18 protein-coding genes and 1 pseudogene are annotated in these 20139 nt (G+C 72.7%); 6 read left to right on the top strand and 13 right to left on the bottom strand.

Annotated elements, in window-relative coordinates; genetic code table 11:
* Positions 1-42 precede the first annotated feature (42 nt).
* The 4 genes from ACZ6CL_RS15115 to ACZ6CL_RS15100 are packed head-to-tail and all read right to left on the bottom strand — an operon-like array spanning position 43 to position 4062.
* Positions 43-1209: a thiolase domain-containing protein gene (locus tag ACZ6CL_RS15115; protein WP_468936065.1), complete on the bottom strand. Its 1167-nt coding sequence runs from the start codon at positions 1207-1209 to the stop codon at positions 43-45.
* The gene (locus tag ACZ6CL_RS15110) at positions 1206-2264 is read right to left on the bottom strand and encodes a thiolase domain-containing protein (RefSeq protein WP_468935957.1); all 1059 of its coding nucleotides are present in this window, start codon (positions 2262-2264) and stop codon (positions 1206-1208) included. Before ACZ6CL_RS15110 ends, ACZ6CL_RS15115 begins: the two co-directional genes overlap by 4 nt.
* Positions 2265-3224, bottom strand: a complete 960-nt coding sequence (locus ACZ6CL_RS15105; protein WP_468935955.1) for a Zn-ribbon domain-containing OB-fold protein — start codon at positions 3222-3224, stop codon at positions 2265-2267.
* 31 nt (positions 3225-3255) lie between these two features.
* Positions 3256-4062: a crotonase/enoyl-CoA hydratase family protein gene (locus tag ACZ6CL_RS15100; protein WP_468935953.1), complete on the bottom strand. Its 807-nt coding sequence runs from the start codon at positions 4060-4062 to the stop codon at positions 3256-3258.
* 166 nt (positions 4063-4228) lie between these two features.
* Here ACZ6CL_RS15100 and ACZ6CL_RS15095 point away from each other — a divergent pair, with 166 nt between their 5' ends.
* Entirely contained in the window at positions 4229-5845 is a 1617-nt protein-coding gene (locus tag ACZ6CL_RS15095; protein ID WP_468935952.1) for an acyl-CoA synthetase, read from the top strand.
* 29 nt (positions 5846-5874) lie between these two features.
* Here ACZ6CL_RS15095 and ACZ6CL_RS15090 read toward each other — a convergent pair whose 3' ends face one another.
* From ACZ6CL_RS15090 to ACZ6CL_RS15060, 7 genes are all read right to left on the bottom strand, one after another.
* The gene (locus ACZ6CL_RS15090) at positions 5875-6018 is read right to left on the bottom strand and encodes a hypothetical protein (RefSeq protein WP_468935950.1); all 144 of its coding nucleotides are present in this window, start codon (positions 6016-6018) and stop codon (positions 5875-5877) included.
* Positions 6019-6143: 125 nt separating this feature from the next.
* Positions 6144-6767: a chorismate mutase gene (locus ACZ6CL_RS15085; protein WP_468935948.1), complete on the bottom strand. Its 624-nt coding sequence runs from the start codon at positions 6765-6767 to the stop codon at positions 6144-6146.
* Between the two features lie 53 nt (positions 6768-6820).
* A complete protein-coding gene (locus ACZ6CL_RS15080) occupies positions 6821-7510 on the bottom strand; it encodes an alpha/beta fold hydrolase (protein ID WP_468935946.1) in 690 nt (229 codons plus the stop codon).
* Positions 7511-7550: 40 nt separating this feature from the next.
* Entirely contained in the window at positions 7551-9134 is a 1584-nt protein-coding gene (locus ACZ6CL_RS15075; protein ID WP_468935943.1) for an acyl-CoA synthetase, read from the bottom strand.
* A gap of 27 nt (positions 9135-9161) precedes the next feature.
* A complete protein-coding gene (locus ACZ6CL_RS15070) occupies positions 9162-10265 on the bottom strand; it encodes an NAD(P)H-dependent flavin oxidoreductase (protein ID WP_468935941.1) in 1104 nt (367 codons plus the stop codon).
* A gap of 102 nt (positions 10266-10367) precedes the next feature.
* Entirely contained in the window at positions 10368-11933 is a 1566-nt protein-coding gene (locus ACZ6CL_RS15065; RefSeq protein ID WP_468935939.1) for a phytoene desaturase family protein, read from the bottom strand.
* 32 nt (positions 11934-11965) lie between these two features.
* On the bottom strand, positions 11966-12877 hold the full coding sequence (locus ACZ6CL_RS15060) for an oxygenase MpaB family protein (protein WP_468935936.1): 912 nt from the start codon (positions 12875-12877) through the stop codon (positions 11966-11968).
* Between the two features lie 205 nt (positions 12878-13082).
* Between ACZ6CL_RS15060 and ACZ6CL_RS15055 the strand changes: the two genes are divergently transcribed.
* The 5 genes and pseudogenes from ACZ6CL_RS15055 (at position 13083) to ACZ6CL_RS15035 (ending at position 16543) form a co-directional block, all read left to right on the top strand.
* On the top strand, positions 13083-13274 hold the full coding sequence (locus ACZ6CL_RS15055; RefSeq protein WP_468935934.1) for a hypothetical protein: 192 nt from the start codon (positions 13083-13085) through the stop codon (positions 13272-13274).
* Positions 13247-13927 (top strand): ABC transporter permease, encoded by a 681-nt coding sequence (locus ACZ6CL_RS15050; protein WP_468935931.1) that lies wholly within the window; start codon positions 13247-13249, stop codon positions 13925-13927. The genes ACZ6CL_RS15055 and ACZ6CL_RS15050 overlap by 28 nt, the downstream gene beginning before the upstream one ends.
* Positions 13837-14733 (top strand): annotated as a pseudogene (locus ACZ6CL_RS15045) (ABC transporter ATP-binding protein); the annotation flags it as partial. The gene ACZ6CL_RS15050 and the pseudogene ACZ6CL_RS15045, both read left to right, overlap by 91 nt.
* Before the next feature lie 104 nt (positions 14734-14837).
* Complete coding sequence (locus ACZ6CL_RS15040; protein WP_468935928.1) at positions 14838-15737, top strand: helix-turn-helix transcriptional regulator; 900 nt, start codon at positions 14838-14840, stop codon at positions 15735-15737.
* Positions 15734-16543 (top strand): SDR family NAD(P)-dependent oxidoreductase, encoded by an 810-nt coding sequence (locus tag ACZ6CL_RS15035; RefSeq protein WP_468935926.1) that lies wholly within the window; start codon positions 15734-15736, stop codon positions 16541-16543. The genes ACZ6CL_RS15040 and ACZ6CL_RS15035 overlap by 4 nt, the downstream gene beginning before the upstream one ends.
* Before the next feature lie 11 nt (positions 16544-16554).
* On the opposite strand, the gene ACZ6CL_RS15030 is transcribed toward ACZ6CL_RS15035, so the two are convergent.
* Together ACZ6CL_RS15030 and ACZ6CL_RS15025 are read right to left on the bottom strand one after the other, a co-directional pair.
* Positions 16555-17733, bottom strand: coding sequence for an acyl-CoA dehydrogenase family protein (locus ACZ6CL_RS15030; protein ID WP_468935923.1), 1179 nt, complete (start codon positions 17731-17733; stop codon positions 16555-16557).
* 118 nt (positions 17734-17851) lie between these two features.
* Positions 17852-19999, bottom strand: coding sequence for a pyridoxamine 5'-phosphate oxidase family protein (locus tag ACZ6CL_RS15025; protein ID WP_468935921.1), 2148 nt, complete (start codon positions 19997-19999; stop codon positions 17852-17854).
* Positions 20000-20139: the final 140 nt, after the last annotated feature.

Here is a 20139-nt window from a genome sequence, read left to right as displayed (position 1 = left end):
GGCCACGAAAGGAGGATCTGATCTGTCCGGCGGGGCGCGGGCTCACCCGGTGGGAGGCGTCGCCGCGACCACCCACATCGCGAAGAACTGCGAGCCGCCGCCGTAGGCGTGGCCGAGCGCCGTGCGCGCGTCCTCGACCTGGTGTTCGCCCGCCTGGCCGCGGACCTGGAGGGCCGCTTCGGCGAAGCGGAGCATGCCGGAGGCGCCGATGGGGTTGGTTGACAGCACCCCGCCCGAGGGGTTGACGGGGAGGTCACCGCCGATCTCGGTCACGCCGGACTCGGTGAGCTTCCAGCCCTCGCCCTCCTCCGCGAAGCCCAGGTTCTCCAGCCACATGGGCTCGTACCAGCTGAACGGTACGTACATCTCGATGGCGTCGATCTCCCGGCGCGGGTCGGTGATCCCGGCCTGCCGGTAGACGTCGGCGGCGCAGTCGCGCCCGGCGCGCGGCGAGACGCAGTCCTTGCCCGCGAAGAGCGTCGGCTCGCTGCGCATGGCGCCGCCGTGCATCCAGGCGGGCGGGCGGGGGGCGCGGTCGGCGCCGGTGCGGTCGGTGAGCACCATGGCGCACGCGCCGTCGGAGGAGGGGCAGGTCTCGGAGTAGCGGATGGGGTCCCACAGCATCGGCGAGGACTGCACCTTCTCCAGCGTCAGATCCTGTTCGTGGAGGTGGGCGTAGGGATTGCGCAGGGCGTTGCGGCGGTCCTTGTAGGCAACGAGCGCGCCGACGGCCGGGGGCGCGCCGGTACGCCGCATGTACGCGCGGACGTGCGGCGCGAAGAAGCCGCCCGCCCCGGCCAGCAGCGGCTGCTGGAAGGGGACGGGCAGCGAGAGCCCCCACATGGCGTTGGACTCGGACTGCTTCTCGAAGGCCAGGGTGAGCACGGTGCCGTGGACGCGGGCGGCGACCAGGTTGGCGGCCACGAGCGCGGTGGAGCCGCCGACCGATCCGGCGGTGTGCACGCGCAGCATGGGTTTGCCGACCGCGCCGAGCGCGTCGGCGAGGTACAGCTCGGGCATCATGACGCCCTCGAAGAAGTCGGGCGCCTTGCCGATGACGACGGCGTCGATGTCCGCCCAGGTCAGCTCGGCGTCGTCGAGGGCCCGTACGGCGGCCTCCCGGACCAGTCCGGCGATGGAGACGTCGCGCCGGGCGGCGGTGTGCTTCGTCTGGCCGATTCCTATGACGGCCACCGGCTCCTTCATCAGGCTTCCCCTTCCAGGACGGCGACCAGGTTCTGCTGGAGGCAGGGGCCGGAGGTGGCGTGGGCCAGCGCCCGGTCCCCGTCGCCGCGGTGGATGGCGGCGGCGGCCTCGCCGAGCCGGATGAGCCCGGCGGACATCATGGGGTGGGCGGCCGGTGCCCCGCCGGACGGGTTGATCCGTACGTCGTCGCCCAGCTCCAGTTCGCGGCGCAGGATGACCTCCTGCGAGGTGAACGGGGCATGGAGTTCGGCGAGGTCGGCGGGCGCCTCGAAGGCCCCGGCGCGGGTCGCGGCGAGCCGGGTCGACGGGGAGCGGGTGAGGTCCCGTACGCCCAGGCCGTGCGGTTCGATGCGGTGGTCCATGCCGCGGATCCAGGCGGGACGGGCACACAGCCGCCGCGCGGTGTCCCCGGCGGCGAGCACCACGGCGGCCGCGCCGTCGCCGATGGGCGGGCAGTCGTGGCGGCGCAGCGGCCGCACCAGGTACGGGGTGTCGAGGAGGGCGGCGGGCGGGGCGGAGCGGGTCACCTGGGCGTGCGGGTTGTCGGCGGCGGCCTCGCGGCCGCGCGCGGCGACCTCGGCGAGGGCGCGTTCGTCGGTGTCGCCCGCGTCGAGGAGCGCCTGGGCCTGGAGGGCGGCCAGGGAGACGGAGTCGGGCCACAGGGGGGCGACGTAGTACGGGTCGAGCTGGCGGGTGAGGACCTCGGGCAGGTCGCCGGGCGAGGACTTGCCGTACGCGTAGACGAGCGCGGTGTCCGCCTCGCCGGTCAGCAGCTTGACCCAGGCCTCGTAGAGCGCCCAGGCGCCGTCCATCTCGACGTGGGACTCGGCGATGGGCGGCCAGGCGCCGACGCCGTCCAGCGCCATGGTGAAGGAGAAGGCGCGGCCCGCGAGGTAGTCGGAGGAGCCGGAGCAGGTGAAGTCGATCTCGCCCGCCCGCAAGCCCACTGCGGCGAGCACCTGGTGGAGGACGGGCATCAGCATCTCGACCTCGGAGACCTCGGCGCTGGTGCGCCGGGTTCCGCTCTGCCCGAAGGCGACGATGGCGACGTCTCGCATCTACAACAGCTCCTTGTAGGTGTCGTAGTCGGCGTCGGGTTCGCCGGTGGGCCGGTAGTGGTCGGGGTAGCGGCCGCCCTCGGTCCATACGGGCATCACCCGCAGTCCCATCCGCACCTGGTCGTAGGGGATGCCGCCGATGCGGCCGTGGAGGGCGAGGTCGGCACCGTCGAGGGCGATGTGCGCGTAGACGTAGGGCACGTCGATGTCGAGGTTGCGGGCCTTGATGTTCACGATGCAGAAGGTGGTGACGGTGCCGCCGGGGCCCACCTCGACCTGTTCGTCGGTGGCGACGCCGCAGGTGGGGCAGGCGCCGCGCGGCGGTACGTACACCTTGCGGCAGGACGGGCAGCGCTCGCCGATGGTCTTCTGTCCGGCGAGGGCGGCGAGGTAGCGGGACTGGGCGCGGCCGGGCGCGTACGTGTAGTCGAGGCGGGCGGGGGCGACGATGCCGGTGACGGGGTCCGCGAACGCGCCATCGTGCGGGGCGGCTTCATGGGTGGCGACGCCGTCGTACGGTTCGAAGCAGGCGATGTCGGTGATGGCGCCGGTGCGCTCACCGGCCCAGCGGACCCGTACCCGCATGCCGGAGCGCACGGCGTCCGGCCCGGGCGCGTCGAGGGCGTGGAGGAGGGCGGTGTCGGCGCCGTCGAGCCGGACCAGCGCCCAGGCGAAGGGGGTGGGCAGGGGCTGGCCGCGGCGCGGGGCCGGGTTCCAGGCCCAGGTGGTGACGGTGCCGGTGGGGGCGACCTCGACGAGGTCGCGCAGTTCGTCGGCGGTGGCCGGGTCGTATTCGACGGGCGGGACGAGCACCCGGCCGTCGGCGGTCCGTACGCCGAGCACGGTGCGCTCGCGCAGACCCGTGAGGAAGGCGCTCTGGACGGGGCCGAGGGAGCGGGTGAAGGGGAACTCGACGACCAGAGGGGCCTGCAGCACGTCGGGGGTGGGAGCCGGTGTCATGGGGCGTCTCCTTACTGCTGGGAGCGGAGCGCTACGCCCGGCGGTAGACCGGGGGGCGTTTTTCCGCGAAGGCCTTCGATCCCTCTTTGGCGTCGGCGGTGTCGAAGATGGGCCAGCCGCGTTCGAGTTCGGACGCGAGGCCATCGGTCTCGGTCATCTCCGCGGTCTCGTAGACGGATGCCTTGACCGCCTCGACGGCGAGCGGGCCGTTGGCGTTGATGAGTTCGGCGATCTCCAGGGCCTTGGCCAGGGCCGTGCCGTCGTCCACGACCTGGCCGATCAGCCCGATCCGCTCGGCCTCTTCGGCGCGGTAGGGGCGGCCGGTGAGCAGCATCTCCAGGGCGTGGGTGCGCGGCACCTGGCGGGCCAGCCGCACCGTGGAGCCGCCGATGGGGAAGAGCCCGCGCCGGACCTCGTACAGCCCGAACGTGGCGCCGCGGCCCGCCACCCGGATGTCGGTGCCCTGCAGGATCTCGGTGCCGCCCGCGACGCAGTGGCCCTCGACGGCGGCGATCACCGGGGTGCGCGGCCGGTGGTGGCGGAGCATGGCCTTCCAGTGGAGGTCGGGGTCGGCCTTCAGCCGGTCCCGGTACTGCTGTCCCTCCATCCGGCCGCCGCCCGCGAGCGCCTTGAGGTCCATCCCGGCGCAGAAGACACCGCCCGCGCCGGTGAGTACGACGGACCGGACGGTGTCGTCCTCGTCGGCCTGGATCCAGCCGTCGTACAGCCCGACCAGCATGGGCAATGAGAGCGCGTTCTTGGCCTCTGGCCGGTTGAGCGTGAGCACCAGTGTGGCGCCTTGGCGCTCGACGATGAGGTGTTCGGTCCCGTGCGGCACGGCAGTCCTCCCGTCTCAGACCTAGAACAGGTTGCAGGAGGGCGGGAGCGACTTCAAGAGAAATCTGATGCATAGTCAGATTTCTTGGCCACGGCCCTTCCCACCTCTCCCCCGCGGTGCTGTCATGAGCGCCGAGCCCGCCCGATGTGTCAGGTCAGGAGGAGCCGTGGAGTACAACCTTGCCGACCTGTTCGAGTCGATCGTGGACACCGTGCCCGGCAGAGAGGCGCTGGTGTACGCCGACCATCCGGGCACCGGCGCCGAGCGGCGGCTGAGCTACGCCCAGCTCGACGCCGCCGCCAACCGGCTCGCCCACCACCTCCGGGACGCGGGGATCGCGCCGGGCGAGCATGTGGGGCTCCACCTCTGCAACGGCGTCGAGTACCTGCAGACCGTCCTCGCCTGTCTGAAGGCCCGGGCCGTGCCGGTGAACGTCAACTACCGCTACGTCGAGGACGAACTGGTCTATCTCTACCGCGACGCCGATCTGGCCGCCCTGGTCTACGACGCCGAGTTCGGCGACCGGGTGGCGGCGGCGTTGCCGCGCACGGACGCCCTGCGCCACCTCGTCCAGGTCGGCACCGGGGAAGGACCGCCCGGTGCCGTCCCGTTCGCCGAGGCCGAGGCGTCCGGATCGGACGGGCGCGGCTTCGGGCCCCGCTCCCCGGACGACCGCTTCATCATCTACACCGGCGGCACCACCGGGATGCCCAAGGGCGTGGTGTGGCGACAGGAGGACTTGTTCTTCTCCGGGCTCGGCGGCGGCGCCCCGACCGGCGTTCCGGTCGGCCGCCCCGAGGAGCTGGCCGAGCGGGTGGCGGCCTCCGGCGACGGCCTGGTCTTCTTCCCCACCGCGCCGCTGATGCACGGCACCTCGACGCTCACGGCCTTCATCGCCCTCAACTTCGGTCAGAAGGTGGTCATCCACCGGAAGTTCGTGCCCGAAGAGGTACTGAGGACGGTCGAGAAGGAAAAGGTCAGTACGGTGTCGCTGGTCGGCGACGCGATGATGCGGCCGCTGGTGGACGCCCTCACCGGCCCCCTCAAGGACATCGACCTGTCCCCGCTGCTCAGCGTCAGCAGCTCGGGGGCGATCCTCTCGGACACCGTGCGCGCCCAGTTCGCAGCGCTCGCGCCCCACACCATGGTGCTCAACAACTTCGGCTCCTCGGAGTCCGGGTTCAACGGCACCGCCACCGCGGACTCCGGCCCCGAGCGGGGCTTCCGGGTGAGCGTCCACGACCGTACGGCCGTCGTCGACCCGGCGACCCACCGGCCCGTCGCGCCCGGTGAACCGGGCCGGATCGCCCAGCGCGGCCATGTGCCGCTCGGTTACTACAACGACCCGAAGAAGTCCGCGGAGACCTTCTTCGAGGCGGACGGCGAACGCTGGGTGCTTCTCGGCGACATGGGAACGGTCGACGAGGACGGCGTGATCACGGTCCTCGGCCGCGGCTCCCAGTGCATCAACACCGGTGGCGAGAAGGTGTACCCGGAGGAGGTGGAACAGGCCCTCAAGGCCCATCCGGACGTGTACGACGCGCTGGTGGCGGGCGTCCCGGACGAGCGCTGGGGGCATCGTGTGGCGGCCGTCGTCCAGCCCCGCCAGGGGGCCGGGCCCCTGGACGCCGACGCGGTACGGGACCACTGCCGCACCCGGCTCGCCGGGTACAAGATCCCCCGTACGGTCGTCTTCACCGACCACATCCAGCGCTCCCCCAGCGGCAAGGCGGACTACCGCTGGGCCCGCGCGGTCGCCGCCGGAGACGGACCCGGGGCGTAGGGGGTGTCTTGCCCCCTGGGGGCGCGCTCTCAGGAGGCGGGCGGCGGGGGGCGCGGCAGCACGCGGGCGGCGAACTCGCGGACCGCGTCCAGGATGCCCCTGCCGCGGTGCCCGACCCCCGGCACGATGTCGAGGGTGACCTCGATGCCGAGCGCCAGATAGTTGTCGCGCACACAGCCGCTCCGGGGGGAGGTGTCCGCCGCCATCCTGTGCCTGGCCCTGGCGTCCCTGGTGGGCCCGATGGCCGTGCGGCTGCTGCGCCGCCGGGCGTCCGTACGGGACCGCGAACGGCGGGCGTCTAGGGCGTCCAGGGCCTCTCGCACACCGACGGCAGCGCGCGGGTCAGCGCCACCGCGTGCAGCCCGTCCAGCCGCTTCTCGTGACCCGTGGCCAGGGCTCCGGCCAGAAGTCGGGGCGGGCACGAGGGGGCGGCACGGGCGTTCACGGCGCGCGCGATCGCCCGGACCAGTTCGCCGTTGATCCGGTTGATCTCCAGCCGGATCTTCGCGAGGTCGGGGCGCTCGGCGGGCGCCTCGGACGGGTCGGCCTGCCACCGCCGGTACAGGCCGCGCTGGACGACCTTGCTCGCCTCGATCTGGTCGCGGAAGATCCTCGACGTCGCCACCGGGTCGCCGCCCACCTCCCGGGCCTGCTCCGCCACCGCGTCCAGCACCTGCTTCTCCCGGGCCGGGTCGTCGATCGGGCTGTCGGTGCCCCACTTGGCGGCGGCGACCTGGTCCGCGACCAGCAGCCGGTCGGCGGACAGCCCGGCCAGCGGCCGCAGTTGGCCGTGGGACGGCGGCGCGGACGGCTCCCCGGGCGCCGCCACGGCTCCCCCGGCTCCGGCCGTCAGCACGGCCGCGGTCATGGCCGCGGTCATGACGGCGATCAGAACAGGGCGCACGGAATCGGTCAGTCGCACGGGCGGACCCCTCTCTCGGCGGCGCGAGCGGCGCGGGCAGCGCGGGGAGGAGTCTACGACTCCAGGAACGCCCCTATGGCGGCGAGGAATTCCTCGGGGCGGTTCTGGTGGACGCAGTGGCCCGCGTCGATGGTGACCAGGCTGCAGTCGGGTATGCGCTCCGCCATCTCCGCGAGCAGCTCCTGCGGGATGTGGCTGGCCGGGCCGCCGCCGATGACCAGGGTGGGGGCGGTGATGGCCGAAAGGCCCTCGGTCCAGCGGGGGTCCGGGGCGTTGCGCTGCTCGGTGAACTGCGTCTTCACCGCCCAGTCGAAGGCCATGCGCCCGGTCGGGCGCGGCGGCACCTCCAGCGGCGGGTCCTGGGGCAGCAGCGGCGGGGCGTCCTCGATGACCAGGCGCTCCGTCAGCTGCGGGAAGCGCTGGGCGACCAGGTAGGCGACCACGCCGCCGTACGAGTGCCCGATCAGCGTGACGCGCTCCACCCCGACCGCCGCGAGAAACCCGGCGACCTCGTCCCGCAGCTGCTCCAGGGCGTACTCCCCCGGCCAGTCGCTGGATCCGTGCCCGCGCAGGTCCAGGGCGTAGACCCGGCGGCCCGGGGCGAGGCGCCGCGCGATGGTGATCCAGTCGACGCCGTCCTCGCCCAGGCCGTGCAGCAGCAGGACGGGCGGGTCGCCCGCGGTGCCCCACACCCGGTACGTCAGCTCGACCCCGTCCACCTCGACACTGTCAAGTGTGTGCATAGGGCCGAGGATACGGCCGGAACCGCTCACGTCACCCCCGTCACACAGGCCGCTCATGTCCGTCCCAGTAGGGCTCCCGGAGCCGCCGCTTGTAAAGCTTGCCGTTGGGGTCGCGGGGCATCTCCGCGATGAAGTCGACGGACTTGGGGCGCTTGTAGCCCGCGAGCCGCTCCGCGCAGTGGGCGAGGATGGCGGCCGCCAGCTCCGGCCCCGGGGTGTGGCCCGCGGCGGGTTCCACGACCGCTTTGACCTGCTCGCCCCAGTCGTCGTGCGGGATGCCGAACGCGGCGGCGTCGGCGACGGCGGGGTGGGTGAGCAGCGCGGACTCGATTTCGGCCGGGTAGATGTTGACCCCGCCCGAGATGATCATGTCGATCTTGCGGTCGCGGAGGTAGAGATAGCCGTCGTCGTCGAGGAGGCCGAGGTCGCCGACGGTGAAGTAGTCCCCGATGCGGTTCTTGGCGGTCTTGCCCTCGTCCTTGTGGTAGCTGAAGCCGCCGGTGCTCATCTTCATGTACACGGTGCCGAGTTCGCCGGGCGGCAGGTGCCGTCCGTCGTCGTCGAAGATGGCGATGTCGCTGATGGGCCAGGGCTTGCCGACCGTTCCCGGCTTCTTCAGCCAGTCCTCGGCGGTCGCGAAGGCGCCGCCGCCCTCGCTCGCCGCGTAGTACTCCTCGACACAGCGGCCCCACCAGTCGATCATGGCGCGTTTTACGTGGTCCGGGCAGGGCGCGGCGCCGTGGATGGCGTGGCGCATCGAGGAGACGTCGTAGGACGTCCGTAACTCCTCGGGGAGGGCGAGCAGCCGGTGGAACTGGGTGGGCACCATGTGGGTGTGGGTGCAGCGGTAGGCGTCGATGAGCCGCAGCATCTCCTGGGGCGTCCATTTGTCCATGAGGACCAGGGGGTGGCCGATGTGCAGGGACGAGGACGCGAACTGCAGGACGGCCGTGTGGTAGAGCGGTGAGCACACCAGGTGGACGTGGTCGGGTTCCTCGGCGCGGGGCCTGATGCCGAAGAAGCGCAGGAAGCCGCCGAGATGGCTCTCCTCGGGGAGCTTCCCGGTCAGCGGGCGCCGGATGCCGCGCGGGCGTCCCGTCGTACCGGAGGTGTAGTTCATGACCCAGCCCAGCTCGCGGTCTGTGGGCGGCTCGGCCGGCTGTCCCTGGAGGAGTTCGGCGTACGGACGGAAAGCCTCGATGGCGCCGACCGCGTAGCGGTGGTCGGCGGGCAGCCCGGCCTCGTCGGCGGCCAGGGCGGCCTGCGCGCCGAAGCGTTCGTGGGCGATCAGCACCTTGGCGCCCGAGTCGGAGACGATCCAGGCGATCTCGGGGCCGACCAGATGGTGGTTGACGGGCACGAGGTACAGCCCGGCCTGGGTGGCGGCGAGGGCGGCGGTGAAGAACTCGACCCCGTTGGGCAGGACGACCGCGAAGGCGTCGCCGCGCCGGAGCCCGGCCGCGCGCAGTCCGCCGACGAGCTGGTTGCACGCTTCGTGCAGCCGGGCCGCGGTCCACTCCTCGCCATCGGGGGCGACGAGGACGACGCGGTCGGGTTCGCTCGCGGCCTGGGCCCAGAAGCCGACGGGGATCTTGACGGTGGGGTCGCTGGTCGTGGCGGTCATCGGTCGTCGCCCTCCTGTAGTCCCGTTTCAGTCCCGTCCGGCGATGCGGTTGACGCGGTCGATGGCCCGCTCGAAGCCTCGGGTCAGGTCGTCGAAGACGGCCTGCACACTGCGGGTGGAGTTCATCCGGCCGACGATCTGGCCGACCGGGGTGCCGAGCAGCGGATCCACCTCGTACTTCTGGATGCGCGAGACGGCCTCGGCGACCAGCAGCCCCTGGAGCGGCATCGGCAGCGGTCCCGGGCCCCGCGGGTCGTCCCACGCGTCCGTCCACGCGGTGCGCAACTGGCGGGCGGGCTTGCCGGTGAGGGCACGGGAGCGCACGGTGTCGCCGGACCCGGCGGCCAGCAGCTTGTTGGTGAGCGCGGCCGAGTGCAGTTCGGCCTCCTCGGTGGTGAGCCACAAGGAGCCGAGCCACACCCCCTGGGCACCGAGCGCGAGCCCGGCGGCGATCTGTTCGCCGCTGCCGATGCCACCCGCGGCGAGCACCGGCAGCGGGTCGACGGCCTCGACGACCTCCGGGGTGAGCACCATGGAGGCGATCTCGCCGGTGTGGCCGCCCGCCTCGTAGCCCTGGGCCACGACGATGTCCAGGCCCGCGGCCTGGTGGTGGCGGGCGTGGCGGGCGCTGCCCGCCAGCGCGGCGACGAGGATGCCGTGCTCGTGCGCGCGGGCGACGACGTCGGCGGGCGGCGAGCCCAGCGCGTTGGCCAGCAGCTTGACGGGGTAGTCGAACGCGACGTCGAGCTGGCTGCGGGCGACCTGCTCCAGCCAGCCGGTGATCCGCCAGCCGGACGCCTCGCCCTCGGCCAGTTCGGGCACCCCGTGCTTGGCCAGGGTCTCCTGGACGAACGCGCGGTGCTCCTGCGGGATCATCTCCTCGATGTCGGCCTCGCTCACCCCCTCGACCTTCTTCGCGGGCATCACGACGTCGAGGCCGTACGGTTTGCCGTCGGTGTGCTCCTGCATCCAGTCCAGGTCGCGGGCCAGGTCCTCGCCCGCGGCGTAGCGGACCGCGCCGAGCACGCCGAACCCGCCCGCCCGGGTGATCGCCGCGGCCACGGCGGGGAACGGCGTGAAGCCGAAGATGGCGTGCTCGACACCCAGCCTTGTGCTCAGCTCCGTCTTCATGCGGGGCAGGATGCCGCAGGGGACCGGGGAGCGGAAGAGTTTTTCTGACGGAACGTCAGATTGGCTGGGTGTCGGGCAATCGTGCCGGGCACCTGTGCCGGGCTATTTGCCCAGCACCGCCATCGCCGCGTTGTGGCCGGGAATCCCGCTGACCCCACCGCCGCGCACCGCGCCCGCGCCGCACAGCAGCACATTGGCGTGACGCGTCTCCACGCCCCACCGGCCGGTGCCCTCCTGGGCGTACGGGAAGGCCAGCTCCCGGTGGAAGATGTTCCCGCCCGGCAGCCGCAGTTCGCGGTCCAGATCCAGGGGGCTCTTCGCCTCGACGCACGGCCTGCCGTCGGCGTCGTACGCGAGGCAGTCGGCGATCGGCTCGGCGAGATGGGCGTCGAGCTGGGCGAGGGTGTCCCGCAGCAGGGTCTCCCTGGCCGCGTCGGGGTCGTCCGTGAACAGCCGGGCCGGGGTGTGCAGCCCGAACAGGGTCAGCGTCTGATAGCCCCGCGCCGCCAGGTCCGGGCCGAGGATCGACGGGTCGGTCAGCGAGTGGCAGTAGATCTCCGACGGCGGCCGCCGAGGCAGCTCCCCCGCGGCCGCCTGCCGGTACGCCGCCTCCAAGTCGCCGTAGCCCTCGGCGATGTGGAACGTCCCGGCGAACGCCTCGCGCGGGTCCGCCTCGGGGTCGCGCAGCGCGGGCAGCCGCCGCAGCAGCATGTTCACCTTCAGCTGCGCGCCCTCGGCGGGCGGGGCGGGCGGCTCCTCGCCGAGCAGCCGCGCCAGCTCGCGCGGGGCGGCCCCGACGAGTACGTGGCGGGCACCCACGACGTGTTCGCCGTCCCGGTCGGCGTACGTCACCTCGGCCGCCGTCCCGTCGGTGGCGATCCCCGTGACCTCGCAGCCGGTCGCGATCCGCGCACCCGCCAGCTGGGCGGCCTGCGCGAGCGCGTCGGTGAACGCGCCCATGCCGCCCACGGGCACGTCCCAGTCGCCGGTGCCGCCGCCGATCACGTGGTAGAGGAAGCAGCGGTTCTGCGCCAGCGACGGGTCATGGGCGGAGGCGAACGTGCCGATCAGCGCGTCGGTGAGCACCACGCCCCGCACCAAGTCGTCCTCGAACGTTGCCTCGACCACCTCCCCCAGCGGCCGCTCGAACAGCGCCTCCCACGCCGCGTCGTCGCCGATCCGGGCCCGCAGCGCGGCCCGGTCCGGCAGCGGCTCGGTCAGCGTCGGGAAGACCCGCTCGGCGACCCGCCCCGTCATCCCGTAGAACCGCTCCCAGGCCGCGTACTCCCGCTCCCCGCCGGTCAGCCGCGCGAACGCCTCCCGGGTGCGGGCCCCGCCGTCGGTCTCCACCAGCAGCCCGGTCGGCCGCCCGTCCCGGACGGCGGGGGTGTACGAGGAGACGGACCGCTTGCGGACCGCGAACCGCAGCCCCAGGTCGTCGACGATGCGCCGGGGCAACAGGCTGACCAGGTACGAGTAGCGCGAGAGCCGGGCGTCCACCCCGGCGAAGGGCCGCGTGGACACGGCCGCGCCGCCGGTGTGGCCGAGCCGCTCCAGCACCCGCACGCTGCGGCCCGCCCGGCCCAGATAGGCGGCGGCGACCAGGGCGTTGTGGCCGCCGCCGACAATGACGACGTCGTAGGCATCGCTGGCATCGCTGTGAGGCATGCCCTCTGGTTAGCACGCGGTGAACGCCCCGGCTACCCGGCCCCGCCCGGTACGGCCACCCCGTGGGGGAGGTCGCGGGGCAGGTTGCGGGGCGAGGGGCGGGTGCCCGGGCCGAGCCGTTCCACCGCCCGCAGGATGTGCTTCGGCGGCAGCTGCCAGCGCACCGTGGGCGGAATGCGCCGCAGCGCCCGGCCCGTCGCCCGCAGCCGGCGGGTGACGGTGGCGGGGGCGGGCGCGGGGCGCCCGTACAGCGCGTGGGCGTACGGCGGCAGGGAGGCGTAGGCCAGCGCGGCGAAGGGCCCCCAGATGAGATCGCGCGCCGGGACGAGCGCGGCGTGCACCGGGGGCTTGCGCAGAAAGGCGTCGACCTCGCGGGCCTCGGGGGTGGCGGCGAGTTCGGGGCGCACCCTCGCGAAGTACGCGCGCAGTTCCGCCGTATCGCCCGGCACCCCGGCGGGGTCGAGCCCGACCAGGCGGGCGGATTCCCGGTTCTCGGCCACATAGCCGTCCGCCTGGGCGTCGGTGAGGGGGTAGCCGGAGCGGCGGACGACATGGAGGTACGAGGCGACCTCGGCGCAGTGCACCCACAGCAGCAGGGCGGGCTCGTCCACGGCGTGCCGGGCGCCGGTGCCGGGGTCGGTCACCGAGAGGCGGCGGTGAATGCCCCGCACCCGGGCCCCGGCCCGCTCGGCGGCCTCGGTGGTGCCGTAGGTGATGGTCGCGACGAACCGGGCGGTGCGCAGCAAGCGGCCCCAGGCGTCCTCGCGGAAGTCGGAGTTCTGGAGGACGCCGCGCACCGCGAGCGGGTGCAGGGCCTGGAGGTAGAGCGCGCGGACACCGGCGATCCACATCACGGGGTCGCCATGCATCTGCCAGGTCACCGACCTCGGGCCGTACAGCCCCGGGTCGGGGTCCGCGATGCCCTGCCGTACGGCCGCCGCCATGGGCCACCACCTCCTGCGGTCAGCCTAGAGGCGGATTGCCTTGCACCAAGTCAGAGTTAAATACAATCTCGCCCTCGAACCTCCATCCCACTGCACAGCCGCGCGACTCCCTTCGCCAGAAGGGTGTATCAATGCGCGCCTTGAGACAACATGGGGCGGCCGACGCTCACCCGGGCCACACCCGCCCGGAACGACAGCAGGGATCATGAGCCCAGACCGCATCGCCGCCCCACCCGTGTACGCCCGCCGCCGCGTGCTGCGCGGCGCCGCCGCCGCGGGTGTCCTCGCCGCCGGCGGCGGCACGCTCGCCGGTTGCACCGCCCAGCCGGGTAGTACGCGGGGACCGGCTGGGCGGCGGCGTCCGCCCGAGTGGCGTTCGTCGGCGCGGTCGCGGTGACTTTGCTCGGCACCGTCGTGGTCCTGGTGGCGCGCCGCTCCGACTTCCGCTTCGCGCGGCTGCTGGAGACGGCCGCGCGGTCACCGCACGCCGTGCCCGGCCTGATCGTCGGCATCGGCTTCTTCTGGGCCTTCGCCTGGATGCCGGGCGGGGACGCCGTACGGGGCACGCTCCTGGCCCTGATCATCGCGTTCGGCGTACGGGCCCTGCCGTCCGCGTACGGGGCGATCTCCCCGGCGACCATGCAGCTGGGCACCGAACTGGACCAGGCCGCGCGGGTCGCCGGGGCCGACTGGTGGCGCACGGTGTCCCGCATCCTGATCCGCCTCCTGGTGCCCGCGATGCTCGCCTCGTTCCTGCTCATCTGGACCCAGATAATCCGCGAGTACGCGCCCGCCATGTTCCTCGCCGGGACCGAATCGCAGGTCATCGGCACCACCGCCATCGACCTGTGGCCCCAGGGCGAGACTGGCTCCGTCGCCGCGCTCGCCACCCTGCAGATCGCCGTCACCGCCCTCGTCGCCGGCCTGGCCGGCCTGCTGCTGAAGAGGAAGCACGATGCTTCTTCGACGGACGGGCGCGCACCGCCGTGCCGCCGGAGGGCCGCAACCTGGGTCTGGTCTTCCAGTCCTACGCGCTGTGGCCGCACATGACCATCGCCGACAACCTCGCCCTGCCGCTGAAGCTGCGCAAGGTCACCAAGGCCGAGCAGAAGCGCCTGATCGACGACGCGCTCACCAAGGTCGACATGGCGCACCTGCGCGACCGCTACCCCCACCAGCTCTCCGGCGGCCAGCAGCAGCGCGTCGCGCTGGCCAGCGGCATCGTCTACTCCCCCGGCGTCCTGCTCCTGGACGAGCCGCTGTCCAACCTCGACGCGAAGATGCGCGACCAGGCCCGCATGTGGCTCAAGGACCTCCAGCGCGAGGTCGGCATCACCACGGTCTACGTCACCCATGACCAGATCGAGGCGATGTCCCTCTCGGACCGCATCGCCGTGTTCATGCACGGCCGTCTCCAGCAGGTCGGCACCCCGGCCGAGATCTACGAGATCCCGGCCACTCCGGAGGTGGCGGGCTTCATCGGCCGCTGCAACCTCCTGGACGGCCGTATCGACGAGGTCCCGGCCGAGGGCAAGACAGTCCGCGTCGAACTCGGTGCGACCGGACGGCACTTGAGGGTCGTACGGACGGAAGGCCTCACGGAGGGCCAGAGCGCGACCGTGGGTCTGCGGTCCGAACGCATCACCCTCGCCGACCGGGCGGACGCGGCGGGCGACGGCGTCAACGTCCTTCCGGCGACGATCGAGCAGCGCTCGTACACCGGCGCCCGCTTCGAATACGAACTCGCCATCGGCGACCTGCGCGTCCACGCCGAGAGCGCGGTCCGGCACGAGGGCCGGGAGATCAACCTGCTGATCCGGCCCGAGGACTGCCTGCTGTACCCCCGCGCGACGTAAGGCCCCCGGCGCCCGGGCGAACGTCCCTGGTCAGCGACTTCCTAGGACGCACAGACCTACCTTCGGGCCATGCCGGACGGGCGAAGGCGCGGCAGCATGGAGTCATGGCACGCAACGTGGATCTCAGTGAATTCCTACGCCGCTGCCGTGCCCGGATCAGCCCGGAATCGGTGGGACTGCCCGAGCGCGGCGCCTACCGGCGGGTCCCCGGCCTGCGGCGCGAGGAAGTCGCGCAGCTGGCCGGGGTGAGCACCGACTACTACACGCGCCTGGAACAGGGCAGGCAGATCAGCCCCTCCCCGCCCGTCCTGGAAGCGGTCGCGGCCGCGCTGCGGCTGGACGACGCCGAACGAGCCCACCTCTTCGACCTCATACGACCACAGACGAACAAGACCCGGCGCAGCCCGCCCGTCGTACAGAAGGCCCGCCCCGGCCTGCGCCGGTTCCTGGACTCCTTCACCGACCACGCCGGCTTCGTCCTCGGGCGGCGGGGCGACATCCTGGCCACCAACCACCTGTGCCGGGTACTGCTGGCCGACTTCGACGCCATGCCCTACCGGGAGCGCAACCTCACCCGCTGGATCCTGCTGGACGAAGTCGCCCGGCACCTGTACGTGGACTGGGAGAAGATCGCCTCGGAGATGACGGCGATCCTGCGGCTGGACGCCGGACGCCACCCCGAGGACACCCGCACCGCGGAACTGGTCGGCGAACTGGCGATGAAGAGCGAGCACTTCCGCCACTGGTGGGCCGACCACAAGGTCCTGGACCGCACCTTCGGCCAGAAGCGCTTCCGGCATCCGGTCGTCGGCCCGCTGACCATCGACTACCAGGCGTTCACCCTGCCCGGCGAGGAAGACCAGACCCTCTTCCTCTACCTGCCCGCGGGGGACCAGTCGTCACAGGACGCGTGGCAGCTGCTGAGCAGTTGGAACGCCGACGCCGCGCCGCGCGACCGGGCAGCTGAACAGACCAAGACCACACCCCACAGGAGCACACCGTGAGCACCGCCCCCTCCCGCCGGCCGCTGGCACTGGTCACCGGCGCCTCGGCAGGAATCGGCTACGAACTGGCCCTGCTGTTCGCCCGAAACGGCCACGACCTCGTGGCCACCGGCCGCAGCGACAAGATCCACGAAGTGGTGGCCGACTTCGCACAACACGGCGCCCAGGTCCTCCCCGTCCAGGCCGACCTGGCCCAGCACGATGGTGTCGAATCCGTGTGGCAGGCGGTCGAGGACACCGGCCGTCCCCTGGCGGTGGCCGTCCTCAACGCCGGGCGCAGCATCGGTGGCGCCTTCCTCGACACCGATCTGGCCGACGAGCTGAGCCTGATCAGCCTCAACGTCACCTCCGTGGTCCACCTCGCCAAGCACGTGGCCCGCCACATGGCCGTCCACCGCGACGGACGAATCCTGATCACGTCCTCGCTCTCGGCCACCCTGCCGACTCCGTACGAGACCGTCTACGGACCCTCCCGGGCCTTCACCCGCATGTTCGCCCTGGGCCTGCGCGAGGAACTCAAGGACCACGGCGTGAGCGTCACCACCCTGCTTCCCGGCGCCACCGACAGCGACTTCCACGCCCGCGCGGGCATGAACGACACCGCCTTCGGCCCCGGTACGAAGAAGAACAGCCGCGTCCAGGTCGCCCGCCAGGGCTTCGACGCCCTGATGTCCGGCCGGGCTCAGGCCATCGGCGGCGATCGGGCCACCCGGCGCACGGCGGCCCGGCACCGCTTCCTGCCCGAGACGTACAAGGCGGCCCGCCACGCCCGCAAGGCCAAGCCGGACCCCGCCCGCCGCGCGTAAAACAGCTCGGGTCAGCGGCGCACCCGTGGCATGCCCAGGCCGATCCAGGAGATGATCTCCCGCTGGATCTCGTTGTTGCCGCCGCCGAAGGTGAAGACGACGCTGCTGCGGTAGCCGCGTTCCAGCTCGCCGTGGAGGACCGCGCCCGCCGAGCCCTCCTTGAGGGGGCCCGCGGCGCCGACGATCTCCATGAGCCAGGCGTAGGCGTCGCGGCGGGCCTCGGAGCCGTAGACCTTGACGGCGGAGGCGTCGTGCGGGGTGAGGTTGTCGCGCTGGAGGGCGTCCACCATCTGCCAGTTGAGCACCTTCATGGCGTCCAGCCGGGCGTGGGTGCGGGCCAGCCGGGCGCGGACCCAGGCCAGGTCGATGACCCGGCGGCCGTCCGGGAGCTTGGTGTCGGCGGCCCACTGGCGGACGCCGCGCAGGGCGCGGATGGCCATGGTGCCGTGGGCGGCGAGGGTGACGCGTTCGTAGTTGAGCTGGGTGGTGATCATCCGCCAGCCCTCGTTCTCGGCGCCGACCCGGCGGCTCGCGGGGACCCGGATGTCCTCGTAGTAGCTGGCGGTGGTGTCGTGGGAGGCGAGGGTGGTGATGACGGTGCAGGAGTAGCCGGGGTCGGTCGTCGGTACGAGCAGGATGCTGATGCCGTGGTGGGGCCGCGCGTCGGGGTCGGTGCGGACGGCGAGCCAGACCCAGTCGGCGGTGTCGCCGTTGGTGGTCCAGGTCTTCTGGCCGTTCACCACGTAGTCGTCGCCGTCGCGTACGGCGCGGGTCGTGAGGGCGGCGAGGTCGGTCCCGGCGTCGGGTTCGCTGTAGCCGATCGCGAAGTCGATCTCGCCGGAGAGGATCCGCGGCAGGAAGTACCGCTTCTGCTCGTCGGTGCCGTAGCGCATGAGCGTGGGGCCGACCGTGTTGAGGGCCATGAGCGGCAGCGGTACGCCAGCCTGGGCGGCCTCGTCGAAGAAGATGAACTGCTCGACCGGACCCAGCCCCCGCCCGCCGTACTCCCGGGGCCAGCCCACGCCGAGCCAGCCGTCGGTGCCGAGGCGGCGGATGGTCTCGCGGTAGAACCGCTTCTGTCCGGCGGGGTCCGCGTAGCGGGCGTAGGCGTCGTCGGGGACCAGCTCCGCGAAGTAGGTGCGCAGCTCGGCTCGTAACTGCCGCTGTTCAGGGGTGTATTCGAGGTCCACGGCCCCTCCTGGAGTCTCGCGTGCGCCACGGCGGCGGCTGGGAGCGTCCTGGGATCGAGGGGCACGGTAGAACGCGTTCCAAAAATTCGGAAGGGCCATGGACCAACGGACGGCGGGGTCAGCTCTCCTCGTCCACCCGGGGCGGGCTGTCGTCCGTGCCGCGCCGGACGACCTGTACGGGATGGCCCGGGCGCCAGGTCCGCAGCACCAGGTCGGATCCCTCGACCGCGGTGTGCACGACCTCGGTCACCTCGGCGCGGAAGAGGTGGAACGGCTCGGGCGGATGGACCTCGGCGGCGAAGCGGGCCAGCGACTCCGGGTCGGTCACCTCGACGGCCCGGCCGCTGACCCGGACATCGCCGCCGGGGGTACCGGTGTCGGGGCCCGGGTTGGCCTGGACCGAGAAGCGCCGGTCGCGCCGCAGGTCGACGGCCTTGCGCGAGTCGGGCATCATGCCGAGCCACAGCTCCCCGAAGCGGAACGTGACCTCCAGAGGTGTCAGCCGCGGCGAGCCGTCCTGGCGCACGGTGGCCAGGACATGGGTGCGGTATCCCTCGAAGCGCTCCTGCGCGGCCGTGGCGAAGCCGGGCTCCGCCGCGTGGAATCCGGCCCAACTGGTGATCGGATGCGTCGTCATGGCGCCCATGCTCGCGGCATTACCCGACGTCTCCTGTCCGGATTCCCGGGACGGCAGGGGCTCCCCCGCGCCGCGCGAGGCCACCTGGCGCGCCTGGTCCGGCGGCAGAAAGGCGCTCCAAGCCGTCCCCGCCAGCGGAAACCCGATCCAGGTGCGGGCGTACGAGGGCGGCCGGGCGCCGCCGTCGCGCCGGACGAGCAGCGCGGTGGGCTCGTGTCCGGCCCGCCGCAGCAGCCCGGACACGCTGGTGGAGCGGTTGTTCCCGCTGGTCTGGGCGGAGGCGCAGCCCGCGTGGTACGCGACGGGCAGGGCGCGGTCACCGGCCACCAGACACGGCGGCCGCAGTCCCAGCCGCTTCAGCCCGTCGGCGGCGGTGCGGTAACGCCCGGTGGTCTTCTCGGACACCGCCGAGGTGTGGGTGAGGACGGCGAGCTGACTGCCCAGGTGGAGCAGGACGACGATCCCGAGCGCGGTGGCCATGTGGCGCGGCGAGCGCGCGACGCGTACGGCGCGGAAGCCGAGCGCGGCGATGGGCAGCGCGAGCAGGGCGTAGGAGGGCATCAGGAAGCGCGGCGCGGAATAGTCGATGAGCAGCAGGTACGGGACGGCGAGGGAGCCCGCGCAGACGATGGGCAGCACGGTGACCGGCACCCCGGGATCCTGCGGTACGTGCGGCCGCCCGAGCCCGACGCGCATGCGGGTCCGCCGTTCGTGACGGTCCCGCAGGGCGAGGGTGACGGCGGTCAGGGTCAGCATCGGCAGCGACAGCCACCACAGCGTCAGCTCCGGATGGCTCAGCCCCACCTCGCACGGGCGGCACAGCTGCGGCCCGTTGAGGCTGCGCAGCGCGGCGCCCACGGCGAAGTGGAGGCCCATGCCGCCCTCGACCTCGCTGGAGACGTCCAGCCGCCCGCCGACGCCGCCGAACCGGTCGTAGGCCTCGCCGATCCACTGCGCGGCGCCGAGCAGCAGCCCGCCCGCCAGCGGCGGCAGGGCGGGCCGCCAGGCCCGTACCCGCAGGGCGACGGCCAGCAGCGGAAGGGCCAGCCAGCCGCCGTCAGGGGTGCGCACCAGCGTGACACCGGCGATGACGGCGGCGAGCCACCACCGGGCATGGCGCTCGGCGGGCAACCGCAGGAACCAGCCGACGGCGGCCACCGCGCCGAGCGCGACCCAGAGGTTGGGCATCACCGCCGGACCGCTGATCGTGGTGATCCACAGCCCGGCGAAGAGCAGCGCGGCGAGCGCCACCGGGCCGCGCGGCAGCAACCTGTTCCATACGCGGAAGGCGGCGTAGAGCGCGCCCGCGGAAAGCACCGTAAGGAGGAGCCGGAGCACCGTAATCGAGGACGTGGCGGCCACCACCGGGGAGACCAGCATGCTGATGCCGCGGGAGCGCGGTGCGCTGAAGTACGCGGACGGGGTGCGCGGGTCCACCTGGGAGACGTACACGGACTCGTCCCAGCCCAGCGCGTGCCCGACATGCGGCACGACCACGGCGAGCTGGACCGCCGCATAGCCGACGGCGACCACCGCGAGCCACGGCGCGCGGCGCCGGTGGCGCGGCGGCCGGGGTGGATGCGGGCGCGGGCGCGCGGTGGCGGCCGCCGGTGCGGCAGTGTTCTCCATGCGCGCACCATATGATGCCTATGTACCTTTTTCGGCTTATTAGGCTGTTCGGCTCAGCGCTCCAGGGGTGCCATCACCGCATCGGATCCGTACGCTGTTGCAGCGGTGCACAGCCCCCTTCCGGTGGAGGACGAACACTC

Source organism: Streptomyces sp. NPDC041200, from assembly GCF_055591805.1.
Note: the sequence above shows the minus strand (reverse complement) of the source record. Positions and strands in the feature narration are given on the sequence as shown.